Genomic DNA, 16,967 nt, shown 5'->3' with positions numbered 1-16,967 from the left:
GGTTCTGGTCCGCAGGCGCACTGCCGCGTGGTAACGGCATGGATCCCAGGGTCTGCGCCGCGTCGCTTTGCTCCTTGCTCCGCCCTGGGATGACGAATTGGAGGGATATTTCAGCCAATCTCCAAGGTTTGCGATTTGCCACTGAACGGAACTATCGACGTTCGCTGCCGATGACCGCAACCTGTCAAAATCACTATGCGGCGGAACTCGCTTCCGGGGGGACGCGCAGCCAGAGCGCCTTTTCGCCCAATGTGCCAACCATGCCCGCGTGCGCGGTGCGCTCGGCATCGGTCAGGCGCGAGGGCAAGGCGATCGGCCGCACACCGATCGAAATATCGATGTCGTCGACATTCTGCCTGCCGCCCGCCGGAGTCAGGATGCTGTCGAGGATGAGGCTTGCCTGCTTGCCGCCGATGAGCTCGATATAGACCTCGGCCAGCAATTCCGAATCGAGCAGCGCGCCGTGCTTGGTGCGGCGGCCGTTGTCGATGCCGTAGCGGCGGCAGAGCGCATCGAGCGAATTGGGGCCCATCGGATGCTTGCGGCGCGCCAGCGCCAGCGTGTCGACGATCCGTCCCGGATCGATGGCCGGATGGCCAAGCCGGCCGAATTCGAGATTGAGGAAGCCGATGTCGAAGCCGGCATTGTGCGCGACCAGCTTGGCGCCGTCGATGAAGGCCAGAAACTCCTCGGCAATCTCCATGAAAGTCGGCTTGCCCTGAAGATCGGCGGCGCTGATGCCGTGCACGGCCTGCGCCTCGTGATGGATCTGGCGGCCTTGCGGGTTGATGTATTTGTGGAAGGTTCGGCCGGTCGGGAAGCGGTTGACCAGCTCGACGCCGCCAAGCTCGATGACGCGGTCCTCGCGCGTGTCGAGGCCGGTGGTTTCCGTATCGAAGATGATCTCACGCATCGAATCAGTCCACTGGTTCCGGCATCATTCTAGCCGAATCACACCTGGAACAAAATGGCAACAGGTAAAGCGGGCTGCAAGCCTCTTAACCAGGCCTGGCTGCCTTATCCCCGACTAGTTCGGCGACGATCGCATTGACAGCCGCGCGCGCCGCATCAAAGCCCTGGCCGGTGTCGATGACGAAGTCGGCGCGCCGGCGCTTTTCGGCGTCGGCAACCTGCCTGGCCAGGATCGACGCCAGTTTCTCCTCGCTCATGCCCGGGCGCGCCAGCACGCGGGCGCGCTGGACTTCAGGCGGCGCGGTGACGACCACGACCTTGTCGACGCGATCACGGCCGCCGGTCTCGAACAGCAGCGGTATATCGAGCACCGCAAGCGGCGCGCCGGCGGCACGATGTTCAGCCAGGAAGGCATCGGCATCGGCACGGACCAACGGATGGATGATCGCTTCCAGACGTTTCAGGGCGGCGGCGTCGCCGAGCACCCGTTCGGCCAGCTTTGTGCGATCGACCGCACCGGATCGGGTGGTCCCGGGAAAGGCCGCCTCGACCATGGGGGCGGCCTGGCCGGCATAGAGGCGATGCACCGCCTCGTCGGAATCATGGACCGGCACGCCGGCCTCGGCAAACATCTTTGCGGTGGTCGACTTGCCCATGCCGATCGATCCGGTGAGGCCGAGCACGATCATTTTATCGCGCCGATATCGGCGATGATCATTTGCCGCAGTTCGGCGGTGACCTGCGGCCTGGTGCCGAACCAGCGCTCGAAGCCGGGCACCGCCTGGTGCAGCAGCATGCCGAGCCCATCGACGGTTCTCAGGCCGCGCGCTTTGGCCGCGGCAAGCAGCGGCGTCTCCAGCGGCACGTAGACGATGTCGGTGACGATCGCGCCGTCCGGCAGTCTGCGGGGATCGGCGGACAGGCCTTCATTGCCATGCATGCCGAGCGCTGACGTGTTGACCAGCAAGCCGGCATCTTCGAGCAATTCGCCGGTCGCCGCCAAGCCATGGGTGGAGACGCCGGCACCAAAGCGGTCGCGCAGCTCCTGCGCCCTCGCAAGCGTCCGATTGACGATGCGGATGTCGCTGACGCCGCGCTGCTTCAGCGCATGAATAACCGCGCGAGCGGCGCCACCGGCGCCGAGCACCACGGCGCGGCCGTTGGCCGCCCAGCTCGGTGCATATTCGTCCAGATTGGCGGCAAAGCCATGGGCATCGGTGTTGCCGCCCCACAATTCGCCATTCTCGAACCACAGCGTGTTGACCGCACCGATCTGTTCGGCGTCGGCGTCACGCCGCTTGGCCAAAGCGAAGGCGGCTTCCTTGTGCGGGATGGTGACGTTGCCGCCGCGATAGCCTTGTGCCTGCAGCGTCTGCAGGAATTCGGCAAACGCCTCCGGTGCAACGTCGATGGCCTCGTAGACGCCGCTGATACCGTATTTCGCCAGCCAGTAGCCGTGGATCTTCGGAGACCTGGAATGCGCGATCGGGTGGCCCGTGACAAACGCCTTTTTCGTGGCCTCAGCCATCGATCGCCCCGAACTCACGCAGCTTGGCCAGCACCGGCAAAAGTGGCAGGCCGACAATAGTAAAATAGTCGCCTTCGATTTTTTCGAACAGCTGGATGCCTTCGCCTTCGATCTGGTAAGCGCCGACGCTGGACAACGCCTTGGCGCCGACGCGCGCAAGATGGCGGCCGATGAAGGCCGGATCGAGCTTGCGCATGGTCAGGCTGGCGATGCCGACATGCCGCCACAGAACCTGGCCGTCACGGCCGAGCACGACGGCGCTGTTGAGATGATGCGTCTTGCCCGACAGCGCCAGCAGATGACGGCGCGCTCCTTCCATGTCGGCCGGCTTATGGAACAGCTCGTCGCCGAGCGACAGCGTCTGATCGCAGCCGAGCACCAGGGCGCCGGGCTTGCGCTCGCTGACGTCGGTGGCCTTGGCTTCGGCAAGCACCAGGGCGACGTCCTCCGGCGACACGCCACTATTCTGCAGCGGCGCCTCGAGCGCGCGCTCATCGACAGAAGCCGGAACCGCTTCGACAGTGACGCCGGCATTGACGAGCAGCGCCTTGCGGAACGGGCTGCCCGAGGCAAGGATGATTTTTTCAGCCATTTTTTTCGCCTGATCTTTCCTTCTCCCCTTGTGGGAGAAGGTGGATTGGCGCGCAGCGCCAAGACGGTTGAGGGGTGCTGGACGGAGTGCAGGTGATGCCAAGCTGGAACACCCCTCATCCGAGCGAGCTTCGCTCGGCCACCTTCTCCCACAAGGGGAGAAGGTAAGGACCACCCACAGCACAAGCGCCCAAAACCCTAGCGCGTCTTGCCGCGCAGGGCAACGATGGCCGCCGCCGTCTCCTCGATCGAACGGCGGCTGACGTCGATCATCGGCCAGCCATGCCGCGTGCATATCTGGCGGGCATAGGTGAGCTCTTCCGCGATCGCGGCGCGGTCGACATAATCGGTCGGCTCATAGGCGCTGGTGCCGAGAATGCGGTTCTGCCGGACTTGCGATATGCGTTCGGCGGTGGCGACCAGGCCGACGATCAGCGGTCTCCTGGCATTGACCAGGGTTTCGGGCACCGGTACGCCGAGCACAATCGGAATGTTGGCGGTCTTGATGCCGCGATTGGCGAGATAGATGCTGGTCGGCGTCTTCGAGGTGCGGGAGATGCCGACGAGCACGATGTCGGCATCATCCATATTGGCCGGCAGCTGACCATCGTCATGCTCCATGGTGAAGTTGAGCGCGTCGATGCGGCGGAAATATTCGGCGTCCAGCACATGCTGGGCGCCCACGCGTCGGCCGGCAGGCGTGCCGAGATAGGACTGGAACACCGTCAGCACCGGCTCCAGCACCGAGACGCAAGGCAGGCCCATGGCCGCGCAGCGTTCGTCGATACCGCGGGCAAGCTTCTGGTCGACCACCGTGTAGAGGATGATGCCCGGCTCCTCCTCGATGTCCTCGAACACCTTCGTCACCTGCTTTTCGGTGCGGATGAGCGGGTAGATATGTTCGATGGCGCGCGCATCCTTGTATTGCGCGGAAGCCGCGCGGCCGGCGGCCAGCAGCGTTTCGCCGGTGGCGTCTGAAATCAGATGAAGGTGAAAGAAGCTCTGCGGTTTGTTCACAGGATACATTCCAGGCTGTGGGCCGATGTGGATAAGCCGGGCGGAAAACTCGGCCACCGCAAAGCGACTGTATCAGATGGCGGTTTGTCCACAATTCGATGTGCTGTCGGCTTCTCCGGGCGGTTGGGGACAAGTCCGGGGACGGAGCTTTTTGCCTTCGCTTCATCCACAGGGGCAATTTCCCTGGCCTGGCGGCAACGCATTGACTCCAGTCGTAAATTCCCGGTTTTCCACAAAGTCCTGCAATCCCGCTGGAGAAGCGCGCGACAATATGCTGGCTGGTCTTTTCGAGGGCAAAGCGGGACAGGAGACAACCACCACAACCAACAGACTCTTAGAATCATAAGATTCCTAAAAATAGAATATTTAATTATAGGGAAGCCTGGAAAGGCGAGCGCTCAATGCCTCAAGACCGGATCGTGCTGGACGTGTTGAGAGGCAAAGCGGCGTTTCCGCCGCCGCTCTGGATGATGCGCCAGGCCGGCCGCTATCTGCCGGAATACCGGGAGACGAGGAGACGGGCCGGATCCTTCCTCGATCTTTGCTACGACCCGGATCTCGCCGTCGAAGTGACGCTGCAGCCGATCGAACGCTTCGGCTTCGATGCATCGATCCTGTTTTCCGATATTCTTGTCGTGCCGCATGCGCTCGGCCGCGACGTGCGCTTCGAGGAAGGACGCGGCCCGCTGCTGACGCCGATCACGGCTGCGGAAATTGCGGCTCTCGACGGCGAAACGTTTCACGTGAATCTCGAGCCGGTCTACGAGACGGTGCGGCGGTTGCGCGCCAGACTGCCTGATGAAACGACGCTGATCGGCTTTTGCGGTGCGCCCTGGACGGTGGCGACCTACATGATTGCCGGCCACGGTACGCCCGACCAGGCGCCGGCCAGGCTGTTCGCCTATCGCGAGCCGACGGCCTTTCTCCGGCTCTTGAAAGTGCTCGCCGACCATTCGGCTGCCTATCTGATCCGCCAGATCGAGGCTGGCGCCGACGTGGTGCAGATATTCGATTCGTGGTCAGGCGTGCTCGACCAAGCGTCTTTCGAGTTGTTCTGCGTCGAGCCGGTGGCCTCGATCGTCCGGCAAGTGAAGGCTGCCCATCCCAATGTTCCGATCATCGGCTTTCCCAAGGGCGCGGGAGATCACTATCGAAGCTATCGCCAGAAGACCGGCGTGACCGGGCTGGGCCTCGACTGGACCGTGCCATTGTCGACCGCGAAGGAATTGCAGCGTGACGGCGCCGTGCAGGGCAATCTCGATCCGCTGCGGCTTGTAGCCGGCGGCAAGGCGCTTGACGACGGCGTGGGGGCGATCTTGAAGGCGCTGGGCGACGGGCCGCTGATCTTCAATCTCGGCCACGGCATCACGCCGGAGACGCCGCTCGCTCATGTCGAGCGGATGGTCAAGCTGGTGCGGAGCGCATCGTGACGATGATGGGCGCGGACAATGCGAACGGCACCAACACCGGTAAGGGCGCGATGCGCCGCGCGGCAATCGCGATCGCCATTTTCCTGGTGCTGGCCGGGCTGCTGTTGCTGTTCGGGCCCGATGATTTCTATCCCTGGGCGAAGGCGATCCATGTGATTGCCGTCATCTCCTGGATGGCTGGCATGCTCTATTTGCCGCGCTTGCTGGTCTATCATGCCGATGCCGAAAAAGGCTCCGTCCAGTCGGAGACTTTCAAGGTGATGGAGCGCCGCCTGCTGCGCGGCATCATCAATCCGGCAATGGTGATCACCTGGGCATTCGGCCTGTGGCTCGCCTGGAAAGGCTTTGGTTTTCAAGGCGGCTGGCTGCATGCCAAGATCGCTGCGGTGGTTGGCCTGTCGGCCGTGCATGGCTATCTCGCCGCCGCCGTCCGGAAATTTGCCGAAGACCGCAATGAAAAATCGGCAAGGCACTGGCGGATCGTCAATGAGATCCCTACATTGCTGATGATCGTCATCGTCGTCCTGGTTATCGTGAAACCGTTCTGACGTCTTCGGTTGCCCGCAAAAGGCGGCTTGCTCTTTCAACCGACCGACGATAAAAGACGGGTCTTCCTTCCCGTCATGCGCCGCCCATTTATCGCTTCGGCCGCGCCCGGCATTTGTCGCATCCCGCCGATATTTTTCCCAAAGCTTACTCAGAGTCCGTCTAATGATGCAAGAAATGAAACTCACAGAGTTCAAGAACAAGAAACCGCCAGAGCTGATCGCTTATGCGGAATCGCTCGAAGTCGAGAACGCCAGCGTCATGCGCAAGCAGGAGCTGATGTTCGCGATCCTGAAGAGGCTGGCGACCCAGGATATCGAGATCATCGGCGACGGCGTCGTCGAAGTGCTGCAGGACGGCTTTGGCTTCCTGCGCTCTGCCAATGCCAACTATTTGCCAGGTCCCGACGACATCTATATTTCACCGTCGCAGATCCGGCGGTTCTCGCTGAAGACCGGCGATACGGTTGAAGGGCCGATCCGCAGCCCGAAAGAGGGCGAGCGCTATTTCGCGCTGCTCAAGGTCAACACGATCAATTTCGACGACCCGGAAAAAATCCGCCACAAGATCCACTTCGACAATCTGACGCCGCTTTATCCGACGTCGCGGCTGAAGATGGAGATGGAGGTTCCGACCTCCAAGGATATTTCGGCGCGCGTCATCGACCTGGTGGCGCCGCTCGGCAAGGGCCAGCGCGCGTTGATCGTGGCGCAGCCGCGCACCGGCAAGACGGTGCTGCTGCAGAACATCGCCCATTCGATCACCACCAACCATCCGGAATGCTATTTGATCGTGCTTCTGATCGACGAGCGGCCGGAGGAAGTCACCGACATGCAGCGCTCGGTGAAGGGCGAGGTGGTGTCGTCGACGTTTGACGAGCCGGCGGTGCGCCACGTCCAGGTTGCCGAAATGGTTATCGAGAAGGCCAAGCGCCTGGTCGAGCACGGCCGTGACGTCGTCATCCTGCTGGATTCGATCACCCGCCTCGGCCGCGCCTACAACACCGTCGTGCCGTCATCCGGCAAGGTGCTGACCGGTGGTGTCGACGCCAACGCGCTGCAGCGGCCGAAGCGCTTCTTCGGTGCTGCCCGCAACATCGAGGAAGGCGGCTCGCTGACCATCATCGCCACGGCGCTGATCGATACCGGCAGCCGCATGGACGAGGTCATCTTCGAAGAGTTCAAGGGCACCGGCAATTCGGAAATCGTGCTCGACCGCAAGGTGGCGGACAAGCGCATCTATCCGGCCATGGACATCCTCAAATCCGGCACCCGCAAGGAAGACCTGCTGGTTCCGCGCCAGGACCTGCAGAAGATCTTCGTGCTGCGCCGCATCCTGGCGCCGATGGGAACGACCGACGCCATCGAGTTCCTTATCGACAAGCTCAAGCAGACCAAGACCAACGCGGATTTCTTCGATTCGATGAATACGTAAAGGTGGCAAAGGCGCTGTCCCGCCGGCGTTCCGGTTCTGTGCACCTCGACCTATCGATGGCTTAACTGCCGCTCGAGTTCCTCAGCGTCGGTTATCACCGGCAGGCAGACCTGCCCCGTGCAGAGCCAGGCGCCGGGCTCGGCCGTTGGCGGCAGGACGCCGCCTGGCAAGGCTGGCAGATTTGTCGCCGAGCCAACAGGCACGACGATGTCCACCCGGCGCGGGTCTGGATTTCGATTCGCAACCGGAACAAGCCTTGGAATCTCCGGTCTATCCACGATCACCAGCTTCAGCGGTTCAAGCGCCAAGGCACAGGCATTGACTATACCCGCCTGGCCATAGCCCTGGTGCTCCGCCCGCCCGCCCGCGTGCTCTGCGACTGTCCAGGCTTTTTCCCAGAGATCGAGATCGCCCGAAAGCGACGACAATCGGACCAGAGCCTCGATGATCTGGCCGGTAGCGGAAGGAATGGCTTCGTCGACATCGCCGCGGATGCGGATGGGCACATCCGCGCTGTCGGACGCGGTCAGATAGTAGCCGGTCTTGTCGCTGTCCCGGTGCCAAAGATCGAGTTGCTCAATGAAGTTCCCGGCGCGATCGATGTAGCCGGGATTGCCGGTCGCCTCGAACAGTGAGATGGCGGCGTTGGCCATGGCGGCATAGTCGCTCGACAGAGCCGGAAACAGCTTCTTTGCGCCGAGCATCGAATGCGGCAGGCGGCCGTCACGTCCGGCAGCCGCCATCGCGGCAAAGGCCGTTGCCGCCGCTTCGATCCAGTCGGATCGGCCAAGCGACCGTCCGGCCTCGGCAAGGGCTGCGATCATCAAGCCGTTCCAGTCGGTCAGGGCCTTGCCGTCACGCCCGGGCCGCACGCGCTGTTCCCTCGCTGCCAGCAGCCTGTGCTTGAGCGGAAACAGAAGGTCACGATCGACGACGCTCTGCGCCTGTTGAGCATCAGTCTGGCAAATGATCGGCTTGCCTTCCCAACCATGCGGACCGGCAAGCGTGAAGTATTTGAAAAACAATGCTGAATCGTCGCCAAGGGCTGCTTCGAGCTCATCCCTGCTCCAGGTGTAGAACAACCCCTCCTCGCCCTCGCTATCGGCATCAAGGCTGGCGGCAAAGGCATCGCCCTCGACTCGCATTTCGCGCAACAGCCAAGCAATCGTCTCTTCGATTCGCAGCCGGAACAATTCCTTGCCAGTCGACGCATAGGCCCAATTGCACAAGCGCATGAGCTGGGCATTGTCGTAGAGCATTTTTTCGAAATGCGGGACCAGCCATTCGGCGTCGGTCGAGTAGCGGCTGAGTCCGCCGCCAATATGGTCATAGATGCCGCCGGCCAGCATCTTTTCGAGGCTGAGGAGAACGGCGTCGCGGTGCGATGCGGTGCCGTCGCGCAGCCAGGACAGCCAGAGGCTCTGCATGAACGGCGCGTTGGGGAATTTCGGCGCGCCGCGCAGACCGCCCAAATCGCGGTCGATCATGCCGTCAATGCCATTGGCGAGGTTCGCCAGCATGCCGCGGTCGAGCACGGCCTTGGCATGGCTGCCAGCCAGCCGCGTCTCGACATGCGTGGTCAGGCCGTCGGCATTCTGGTTAACGCTTTCTTTCTTCTCCCGCCAAGCCTTGTCAACCGCCTCCAGCACCTGGACGAAACCCGGCCGGCCGTAGCGGGCTTCGCGCGGAAAGTAAGTGCCGCCCCAGAACGGCTTGCCCTTCGGCGTCAGGAACATGGTCAGCGGCCAGCCGCCCTGCTCGCCCATCGAGGATAACGCCGCCATGTAGATCTGGTCGATGTCGGGGCGCTCCTCGCGGTCGACCTTGATATTGACGAAGAGACGGTTCATGACGGCGGCGACGTCGTCGTTCTCGAAGCTCTCATGCGCCATGACGTGGCACCAATGGCACGCGGCGTAGCCGACAGAGAGCAGGATCGGACGCTGCAGCACCTTTGCTTCGGCCAGAGCGGCGGGCGACCATGGCCGCCAGTGCACTGGATTGCCGCTGTGCTGCTGCAGATAGGGGCTGGCCTCTTCGGCAAGCAGGTTTTTTGCAGGCAATGTCACGGCGTTACTCGATGGCGGATTGAACAAGCATAGCTAGGGCGCTTCGGCAGAGCGGGCAAATGATTTCAAAAGACTCCATCGTGGCGCTGTCGAGCGGGCGCCTGCCGGCCGGCATTGCGGTGATCCGGATTTCGGGGCCGCAGAGTCGATTCGTTTTCGAAACGATTGCGGGATCGAAGGTGCCAAACCGCGTTGCCACCTATCGCAAGTTCCGGGCGCCCGACGGATCGGTGCTGGACAGCGGCCTGGTCGTCTTCTTTGCCGGCCCCGACAGTTTTACCGGCGAGGACGTTGCAGAGTTCCATGTGCATGGCGGGCGCGCCGTTGTGGCGAGGATGCTGGAAACGATCGCCTCCTTCGACGGCGTCAGGCACGCCGAGCCTGGCGAATTCGCCCGCCGCGCCTTTCTCAACGGCAAGCTCGATCTGGTCGAAACCGAGGCGCTGGCCGATCTCATCAACGCCGAGACCGAGGCGCAGCGGCGCTTTGCCGTTCACAACGCCCAAGGCGTGCAGAGCGAACTCTATCTGGGCTGGCGCCGACGGCTGATCCACGCCCGCGCGATGATCGAGGCCGAGATCGACTTTGCCGACGAGGATGACGTGCCGGGCTCGGTCGCCGATACAGTCTGGTCCGATGTCCGGGCGATGATCGGGGAAATAGAGCGCCACGTCGCCGGCTTTCGTGCCGCCGAAATCATCCGCGACGGGTTCGAAGTGGTAATCCTCGGCGCGCCGAATGCTGGCAAGTCCAGCCTGTTCAACGCCTTGGCGCGGCGCGAAGCGGCCATCGTCACCGACGAGCCGGGCACGACCCGCGACCTGCTCGAGGTGGTACTGGACCTTGAGGGGATGCGGGTTAGGGTAACCGACACCGCCGGTCTGCGCGAGGCGCCCGGCAAGATAGAGGCGATCGGCATCGAGAAGGCCAGGACCAAGGCGCACAGCGCTGATCTGCTGTTGCTGCTGGAGGATCTGGCGGAGCCAATCGCGATCGGTGTGCTGCCGGGCGACATGCCGATGCTGAGGGTCGGAACAAAAATTGACCTGCTGGGGGGCAAGTCACCCTCGGCTGCGGTGCACTATGATTTCGCTATCTCGACACGGGACGGCACGGGTCTGGCCGTGTTGCTGGACGAGATCGGGCGTCGCGCCGCAGTCCAGATCGGCGAGGCCGGCGATATCCTGCCGTCGCGGCTGCGGCACGTCGAGCTGCTCAATGAGACGAAAGGCTTCCTGCTCGCAGCAGTGGCCAGTGGTGATCGCGGGCAGGAGCTGCGGGCCGAGGAGCTGCGCCTGGCGGCGGACCGGCTCGGACGAATCGTCGGGTCGGTCGATGTAGAGGATATGCTGGACGTTATCTTCTCGCAGTTCTGTATCGGCAAATGACTCACGTGAAACATTGCCAAGTGCCGAGATGCGGGCGTGTCGCTAGCCTTGCTCGCGTAGTGGCGGGAAGCCGGTGATGATTCACGTGAAACACGTAGCGATGAACGCAGACGGAATTGTTTCACGTGAAACGACTAGTTGGTGTCCTTGACAGTGCAGGCTCACGGGCACATGTGTCGGCAGATTTGAATCGGAATATACAAATGACCAATCGCTACGATGTGGTGGTGGTGGGTGGCGGCCATGCTGGGTGCGAGGCGGCCAGCGCTGCCGCGCGTGCCGGCGCCAGGACGGCGCTGGTGACGCTGCGCTTCGACACGATCGGCGTGATGTCTTGCAATCCGGCGATCGGCGGCCTCGGCAAGGGCCATCTGGTTCGCGAGATCGACGCCATGGACGGGCTGATGGGCCGCGTCGCCGATGCCGCCGGCATCCAGTTCCGCCTGCTCAACCGCCGCAAGGGGCCAGCGGTGCGTGGTCCGCGAACGCAGGCCGACCGAAAACTCTATCGCTTCGCCATGCAGGCGGCAATCCGCCAGCAGGCTGGCCTCGATGTCATCGAAGGCGAGGTGCTGGATTTCGAAATCAACAACGGGGAAATCGACGACGGACGCATCGCGGCGGTGCTGCTGGCGGATGGAAGCCGGCTCGCCTGCGGCGCCGTGGTGCTGACGACCGGCACTTTTCTGCGCGGGCTGATCCACATCGGCGAAAAGAAGATCGTCGCCGGCCGCATGAACGAGCAGGCGAGCGTCGGCCTGTCGGCGACGATGAGCCGCGCCGGCTTCAGGCTCGGGCGGCTGAAGACCGGCACGCCGCCGCGGCTGGACGGCAGGACGATCGATTGGGCGTCACTGGAGAGCCAGGCGGCGGACGAGGACCCCGTGCCGTTCTCGCTGCTGACCGATCGCATCGAAAATCCGCAGATCCATTGCGGCATTACCCGAACGACCAATGCAACGCACGAGCTGATTCGCGCCAATCTCGGCCGCTCGGCCATGTATTCGGGCTCGATCGAAGGCGTCGGGCCGCGTTATTGCCCGTCGATCGAAGACAAGATCGTCAAGTTCGGTGACCGCGAAGGCCACCAGATCTTTCTGGAGCCGGAAGGGTTGGACGACGACACGGTGTACCCGAACGGCATTTCGACCTCGCTGCCCGAGGACGTGCAACTCGACATCCTGAAGACCATTCCGGGGCTGGAGCGGGCAACCATGCTGCAGCCGGGCTATGCCATCGAGTATGACCATGTCGATCCACGCGAGCTCAAGCCGACGCTGGAAACCAGGCGGATCGCCGGCCTTTTCCTCGCCGGCCAGATCAACGGCACCACCGGCTACGAGGAGGCCGGCGCGCAAGGGCTGCTTGCCGGCTTGAATGCAGCGCGCAAGGCGTCGGCGAGCGAGGAAATCGTGCTCAGCCGCACCGAAGCCTATATCGGCGTGATGGTCGACGATTTGACCAGCCGCGGCATCGCCGAACCGTACCGCATGTTCACCTCGCGGGCCGAGTTCCGGCTATCGCTGCGAGCCGACAACGCCGATGAGCGGCTGACGCCACTGGCGATAAGGCTGGGGATTGCCTCGCCGGAGCGGATGCAGCGGTTCAACAATGTCGTGCAAGACCTTGAGAAGGCGCGACAGCTCGCCCTCGGCACCACCATGACCCCCAATGGGGCAGCGCGCCATGGGCTCGAAATCAACCGGGACGGCGTCCGCCGCTCGGCCTATGAGTTGCTGGCCTATCCCGGCGTCGACATCGCCTGGCTGGCGCGGATCGAGCCGGCTTTCGCGGCGATCGACAGTAAAACGGCCGAACGTCTTGAAACGGAAGCCAAATATTCTGTCTATCTCGACCGCCAGCAGGCCGATGTTTCGCAGATCAGGCATGAGGAGAGCAGGCTTATTCCCGAGTCGCTCGACTTTGCTTCTGTTCCCGGCCTGTCGAACGAGTTGAAGCAGAAGATGCTGGCACGCCAGCCGCGCTCGATTGCCGATGCGCAACGCATGGAAGGCATGACGCCGGCGGCGCTGGCGATTATTGTCGCCCATGTCCGCAATGCCGAGGCGGCTGCGCGAAAGCAGGTCGCGTGAGCGCTGCGTCCTGGGCAAACCTGCAGGCGGCAGCGGGCCCGGTTTCACGTGAAACATTCGATCGCCTGGTCGAGTTCGAGGCCGTCTTCCAGAAATGGAACCGCCGGATCAATCTGGCCGCGCAATCGACGCAGGATGATGTCTGGCGCCGCCACATCCTCGACAGCGCGCAGCTGGCGCGAATCAAACCAGAGACGAAGCGCTGGGTCGATCTCGGCTCCGGCGGTGGGTTTCCCGGCCTTGTGCTGGCCTTTTTGCTTGCCGAGCGGGACGGCGCCGGTATCGACCTGGTTGAAAGCAACCGGAAAAAAGCATCGTTCCTGCAAGCGGTCATCGGACAGTTCAGCCTGCCCGCCAAGGTTATCGCGCGCCGCATCGACGACAGCTATCCTCTTGTTCCTGCACCCCAAATCGTCACAGCCAGGGCACTCGCCTCGCTTCCGGCCTTGCTCGACCTGGCGGCACCGTGGCTGACCAAGGGGTCGCGCGGCCTGTTTCACAAAGGCCGGGATTACCGCGCCGAAGTGGCAGAAAGCGCTCAACGATGGTCTTTCGATCTGGTAGAACATGCCAGTGCAACCGACGCGCAGGGCGTCATTCTCGAAGTATCCGACTTGCGACAGCACCCTGGCTTGTGACCGGCGACCCAAATGAATTTCTGGCATAGACCCATGATGAAGAACGGCCCCCGAATCATCACCGTCGCCAACCAGAAGGGCGGCGTCGGCAAGACGACGACCGCCATCAATCTGGCCACCGCGCTGGCGGCCATAGGCGAACAGGTGCTGATCGTCGATCTCGACCCGCAGGGCAACGCCAGCACCGGGCTTGGCATCGACCGGCGCGACCGCACCGTCTCGTCCTATGATGTGCTGACCGGCGAGCTAGATCTCGAAGCGGCGGCGATCCCGACGGCGGTGCCTGGCCTGTCGATCGTACCGTCGACGCTCGACCTGCTCGGCATCGAGATGGAAATCGCCTCGGCGCCGGATCGGGTGCTGCGGCTGCGCAACGCTCTACGGGCTTCGGCCGAGCGCTCGGCCAATTTCGGCTATGTGCTGATCGACTGCCCGCCCTCGCTCAACCTGCTGACGCTGAATTCGATGGCTGCGGCCGATTCGGTGCTGGTGCCGCTGCAGTGCGAGTTTTTCGCGCTGGAGGGCCTGAGCCAGCTTTTGGAGACGGTCGAGCAGGTGCGCCGCTCGATCAACCCCGACCTGACGATCCAGGGCATCGTGCTGACCATGTTCGACGGGCGCAACAATCTCGCCAACCAGGTGGTGCAGGATGTGCGGGCGCATATGGGCGACAAGGTCTATGAAACCGTCATCCCGCGCAATGTCCGCGTTTCCGAGGCGCCGTCCTACGGCAAGCCGGCGATTCTCTACGACCTCAAATGCTCGGGCAGCCAGGCCTATCTGCAGCTTGCTTCGGAAGTCATCCGCCGCGAGCGCAAATTGCGTGCTGCCTAAACAATAAGCCGATTCGACACCGAAACGATCTGGACGGACGATGAACGAAGACCCTTCGAGGAAAAGACTGGGACGGGGACTGGCGGCCCTGATCGGCGAAATCGATCGCCCGGCGGCACCGGAAAAGCCGGGCCTGGCGGCCGACGGCAAGGTGCCGATCGAGTTCCTCAGCCCCAATCCCAAAAACCCGCGCCGGCATTTTGGCGACGCCGACCTGACCGACCTCGCCCAGTCGATCCGCGAACATGGCGTGGTGCAGCCGGTGGTGGCGCGGCCGTCGAAAACCCAAACGGGCCGCTACGAGATCATCGCAGGCGAGCGTCGTTGGCGCGCGGCGCAACGCGCCGGGCTGACCGAAATCCCGATCATCGTACGCGACGTCAACGATCGCACGGCGCTCGAACTGGCGATCATCGAAAACGTCCAGCGCACCGACCTCAACCCGGTCGAGGAGGCGCTGGGCTACCAGCAGCTGATCGACGACCACGGCTATACCCAAGCCGATCTCGGCCAGGTGATCGGCAAGAGCCGCAGCCATGTCGCCAATACGCTGAGGCTGCTCAAGCTGCCCGACGTCATTCGCGACATGCTGGTCGACGGCGCGCTCTCGGCCGGCCACGCCCGCACCCTGGTGACGGCCGAGGACCCGGCCGGGCTTGCCAAGCGGATCATCGACGAGGGGCTTTCGGTGCGCCAGGCCGAGGCCTTGGCGCAGCTGCCGGTCGGCGCGCCGTCGGCAAAACGCCAGCCCGCCGCACCGCCGCAAAAGGATGCCGACACGCTGGCGCTGGAGCGGCTGATGACCAGCACGATCGGCATGATCGTCACGATCGAGCACAACCAGCGCGGCGGCGTGATCAGCGTCGCCTACCGGACGCTGGAGCAGCTCGACGAGCTTTGTCGAAGGCTGAAGCGGGAGTAGGTAGGTTGCTAAAATTAGCCGGCAAATAACGTTTTGCTGCCGCGCGGTGATTGGCGAAATCGTCGAAGTAGTTAATCTCCCCCCTTGAGGGGGAGATGGCCGGCAGGCCAGAAGGGGTCGTCAAATTTCAAGCGCCCACGTCCTCTGTCTTCGCGGAAGGGGCTGGTGTTCTACGCGCTGTGACCCCCTCTGTCGCCTTTGGCGACATCTCCCCCTCAAGGGGGGAGATTAGGTGCGCTGCGCCAGCCTTGCGCTCTCCACGGCAATGCCGAGCAGGGCCTGGCGTGCCAGCGCGATCGACAGATCCGGCCGCCGGCGTGTCTGCAGGATCGCCGTCTGCAGGCGGTTGAGTGCGCGGCCGAGCGCTTCGCTGCTCCACCGTTCGAGGGCTTTCTCCACCAGCTTGCGCCGGGAGAAAAAAACCGGCGGGCGCGCCGCGGCAACGACCGAAGCGGCATTGCGGCCGCCGGCGTCCATCTGGCCGCGCATCGCCTGGATCGCCTGCAGCTGCCGCATCGCCGATGACAGCACCAGAAAGGGCTGGCCGCCGGACTGGCAATGGCGGGTGAAGGCGGTGTCGAAGTCGGCGATCCTGCCTTCGAGCAGGGCGTCGACCGCCGCGTCGAAGGAGAGGCCCGAGACATCGCCAGACGTCGCCTTGACGTCGTCGAGGCCGATTTCGGGCTGGCCATGCGCATAAAGCACAAGCTTTTCGATCTCGCCGCGCGAGGCCAGCCGGTCGCCGCCGAGATTGCGGCGCAGCGCCTGCCGCGCCTCCAGTGTCATCGACATGCCGGCCTTGCGCAGTTCGTCGTCGATGACCGTATCGATATCCCTGGCCTCATCGGCATAGCAAGGCAATGCCATGGCATTGTCCGCCGCCTCCACCACGGCGCGCAGGCCGACGCCCTTCTTCAGGTCGCCGGCCTCGATGAGGATGATGGCGTCCCGCGCGGGCTCCGACGTCAGCGCCTTGACGTCGTCGGCAAGCGCCTTCTGGGCGCCGGCATTGCGCACCCATAGCAGGCGCCGCTCCGAAAACATCGGCACGGTGCGGGCCTCGTCGAGCAGGCGGCCCTCGTCGCGATCGACCTCCGAACCGTCCAGCCTGACGACCGAGAACGGATCGTCAAGCGGCAGGCCGGTCTTGCCGGCAAAGGCCTTTGCCCGCTCGGCAACCAGCCCGCGATCGGGACCGTAAAGCAGCACGATCGAGACGCGCGGATCCGGCTTCGCGAGCCATGCATCGACCTCGTATGCTTTCTTTTGTGCCATGGGCGCTGATTAGCATGACGCGGGCGCGGGGTGAACGGAGGGATGGCGGTATTGTATCGAGACGCCGGAGGGGTAGAGGGGGCGCGAAGGAAGACCAGCCTCTCAAGACGGGGGTTCCTCTCCCCCGCAAAGCGGGGGAGAGGTGGCCGCGAAGCGGTCGGAGAGGGGGCTTTCGTAGAGCGCGGCGGCGCCCCCACCAGGGGGGGGGGGGGGGGGCCCCCCCCCCCCCACGCCCGGGGGGGGGGGGGGCCCGCCGGGGTGGGGTGGAGCGGGGCGGGCGGGGCCGCCGG

Annotated in this window: 15 protein-coding genes; 8 read left to right on the top strand and 7 right to left on the bottom strand. The window is 63.7% G+C overall.

The window, feature by feature from the left end; genetic code table 11:
* Positions 1-193: 193 nt before the first annotated feature.
* The 5 genes from dnaQ to NKI24_RS34580 all read right to left on the bottom strand — a co-directional run bounded on the left by dnaQ (position 194) and on the right by NKI24_RS34580 (position 4,048).
* Positions 194-913: a DNA polymerase III subunit epsilon gene (gene dnaQ / locus NKI24_RS34600; RefSeq protein ID WP_352458814.1), complete on the bottom strand. Its 720-nt coding sequence runs from the start codon at positions 911-913 to the stop codon at positions 194-196.
* Positions 914-998: 85 nt separating this feature from the next.
* Complete coding sequence (gene coaE / locus NKI24_RS34595) at positions 999-1,601, bottom strand: dephospho-CoA kinase (RefSeq protein WP_352453665.1); 603 nt, start codon at positions 1,599-1,601, stop codon at positions 999-1,001.
* Complete coding sequence (locus tag NKI24_RS34590; protein ID WP_352750665.1) at positions 1,598-2,440, bottom strand: shikimate dehydrogenase; 843 nt, start codon at positions 2,438-2,440, stop codon at positions 1,598-1,600. Before NKI24_RS34590 ends, coaE begins: the two co-directional genes overlap by 4 nt.
* Positions 2,433-3,032 (bottom strand): Maf-like protein, encoded by a 600-nt coding sequence (locus tag NKI24_RS34585; RefSeq protein ID WP_352458815.1) that lies wholly within the window; start codon positions 3,030-3,032, stop codon positions 2,433-2,435. The genes NKI24_RS34590 and NKI24_RS34585 overlap by 8 nt, the downstream gene beginning before the upstream one ends.
* A 197-nt stretch (positions 3,033-3,229) precedes the next feature.
* Entirely contained in the window at positions 3,230-4,048 is an 819-nt protein-coding gene (locus NKI24_RS34580) for a pyruvate, water dikinase regulatory protein (protein WP_352453668.1), read from the bottom strand.
* A gap of 401 nt (positions 4,049-4,449) precedes the next feature.
* Here NKI24_RS34580 and hemE point away from each other — a divergent pair, with 401 nt between their 5' ends.
* The 3 genes from hemE (at position 4,450) to rho (ending at position 7,458) form a co-directional block, all read left to right on the top strand.
* Positions 4,450-5,478, top strand: coding sequence for a uroporphyrinogen decarboxylase (hemE, locus tag NKI24_RS34575; protein ID WP_352749539.1), 1,029 nt, complete (start codon positions 4,450-4,452; stop codon positions 5,476-5,478).
* Positions 5,479-5,480: 2 nt separating this feature from the next.
* Positions 5,481-6,026 (top strand): protoporphyrinogen oxidase HemJ, encoded by a 546-nt coding sequence (gene hemJ, locus NKI24_RS34570; protein ID WP_502900795.1) that lies wholly within the window; start codon positions 5,481-5,483, stop codon positions 6,024-6,026.
* A gap of 166 nt (positions 6,027-6,192) precedes the next feature.
* Positions 6,193-7,458: a transcription termination factor Rho gene (rho, locus tag NKI24_RS34565; RefSeq protein ID WP_023675925.1), complete on the top strand. Its 1,266-nt coding sequence runs from the start codon at positions 6,193-6,195 to the stop codon at positions 7,456-7,458.
* 50 nt (positions 7,459-7,508) lie between these two features.
* Here the strand turns inward: rho and NKI24_RS34560 are convergent, their stop codons facing one another.
* Positions 7,509-9,527: a thioredoxin domain-containing protein gene (locus tag NKI24_RS34560; RefSeq protein ID WP_352750663.1), complete on the bottom strand. Its 2,019-nt coding sequence runs from the start codon at positions 9,525-9,527 to the stop codon at positions 7,509-7,511.
* A 59-nt stretch (positions 9,528-9,586) separates the two neighbouring features.
* Between NKI24_RS34560 and mnmE the strand changes: the two genes are divergently transcribed.
* From mnmE to NKI24_RS34535, 5 genes are all read left to right on the top strand, one after another.
* Positions 9,587-10,915 (top strand): tRNA uridine-5-carboxymethylaminomethyl(34) synthesis GTPase MnmE, encoded by a 1,329-nt coding sequence (gene mnmE / locus NKI24_RS34555; protein WP_352750661.1) that lies wholly within the window; start codon positions 9,587-9,589, stop codon positions 10,913-10,915.
* 203 nt (positions 10,916-11,118) lie between these two features.
* On the top strand, positions 11,119-13,008 hold the full coding sequence (gene mnmG, locus NKI24_RS34550) for a tRNA uridine-5-carboxymethylaminomethyl(34) synthesis enzyme MnmG (RefSeq protein ID WP_352750659.1): 1,890 nt from the start codon (positions 11,119-11,121) through the stop codon (positions 13,006-13,008).
* On the top strand, positions 13,005-13,646 hold the full coding sequence (gene rsmG / locus NKI24_RS34545) for a 16S rRNA (guanine(527)-N(7))-methyltransferase RsmG (RefSeq protein WP_352750657.1): 642 nt from the start codon (positions 13,005-13,007) through the stop codon (positions 13,644-13,646). Before mnmG ends, rsmG begins: the two co-directional genes overlap by 4 nt.
* Positions 13,647-13,679: 33 nt before the next feature.
* Positions 13,680-14,480, top strand: coding sequence for a ParA family protein (locus NKI24_RS34540; protein ID WP_084642633.1), 801 nt, complete (start codon positions 13,680-13,682; stop codon positions 14,478-14,480).
* Positions 14,481-14,520: 40 nt separating this feature from the next.
* On the top strand, positions 14,521-15,402 hold the full coding sequence (locus NKI24_RS34535) for a ParB/RepB/Spo0J family partition protein (protein ID WP_352750656.1): 882 nt from the start codon (positions 14,521-14,523) through the stop codon (positions 15,400-15,402).
* A gap of 228 nt (positions 15,403-15,630) precedes the next feature.
* Here NKI24_RS34535 and holA read toward each other — a convergent pair whose 3' ends face one another.
* On the bottom strand, positions 15,631-16,677 hold the full coding sequence (holA, locus tag NKI24_RS34530; RefSeq protein ID WP_352750655.1) for a DNA polymerase III subunit delta: 1,047 nt from the start codon (positions 16,675-16,677) through the stop codon (positions 15,631-15,633).
* Positions 16,678-16,967 lie beyond the last annotated feature (290 nt).

Origin of the sequence: Mesorhizobium sp. M0701 (assembly GCF_040320365.1) — a bacterium.
Classification (GTDB): Bacteria; Pseudomonadota; Alphaproteobacteria; order Rhizobiales; family Rhizobiaceae; genus Mesorhizobium.
The sequence above is the reverse complement of the archived record's forward strand: the minus strand, read 5'-3'. Positions and strand labels throughout refer to the sequence as shown.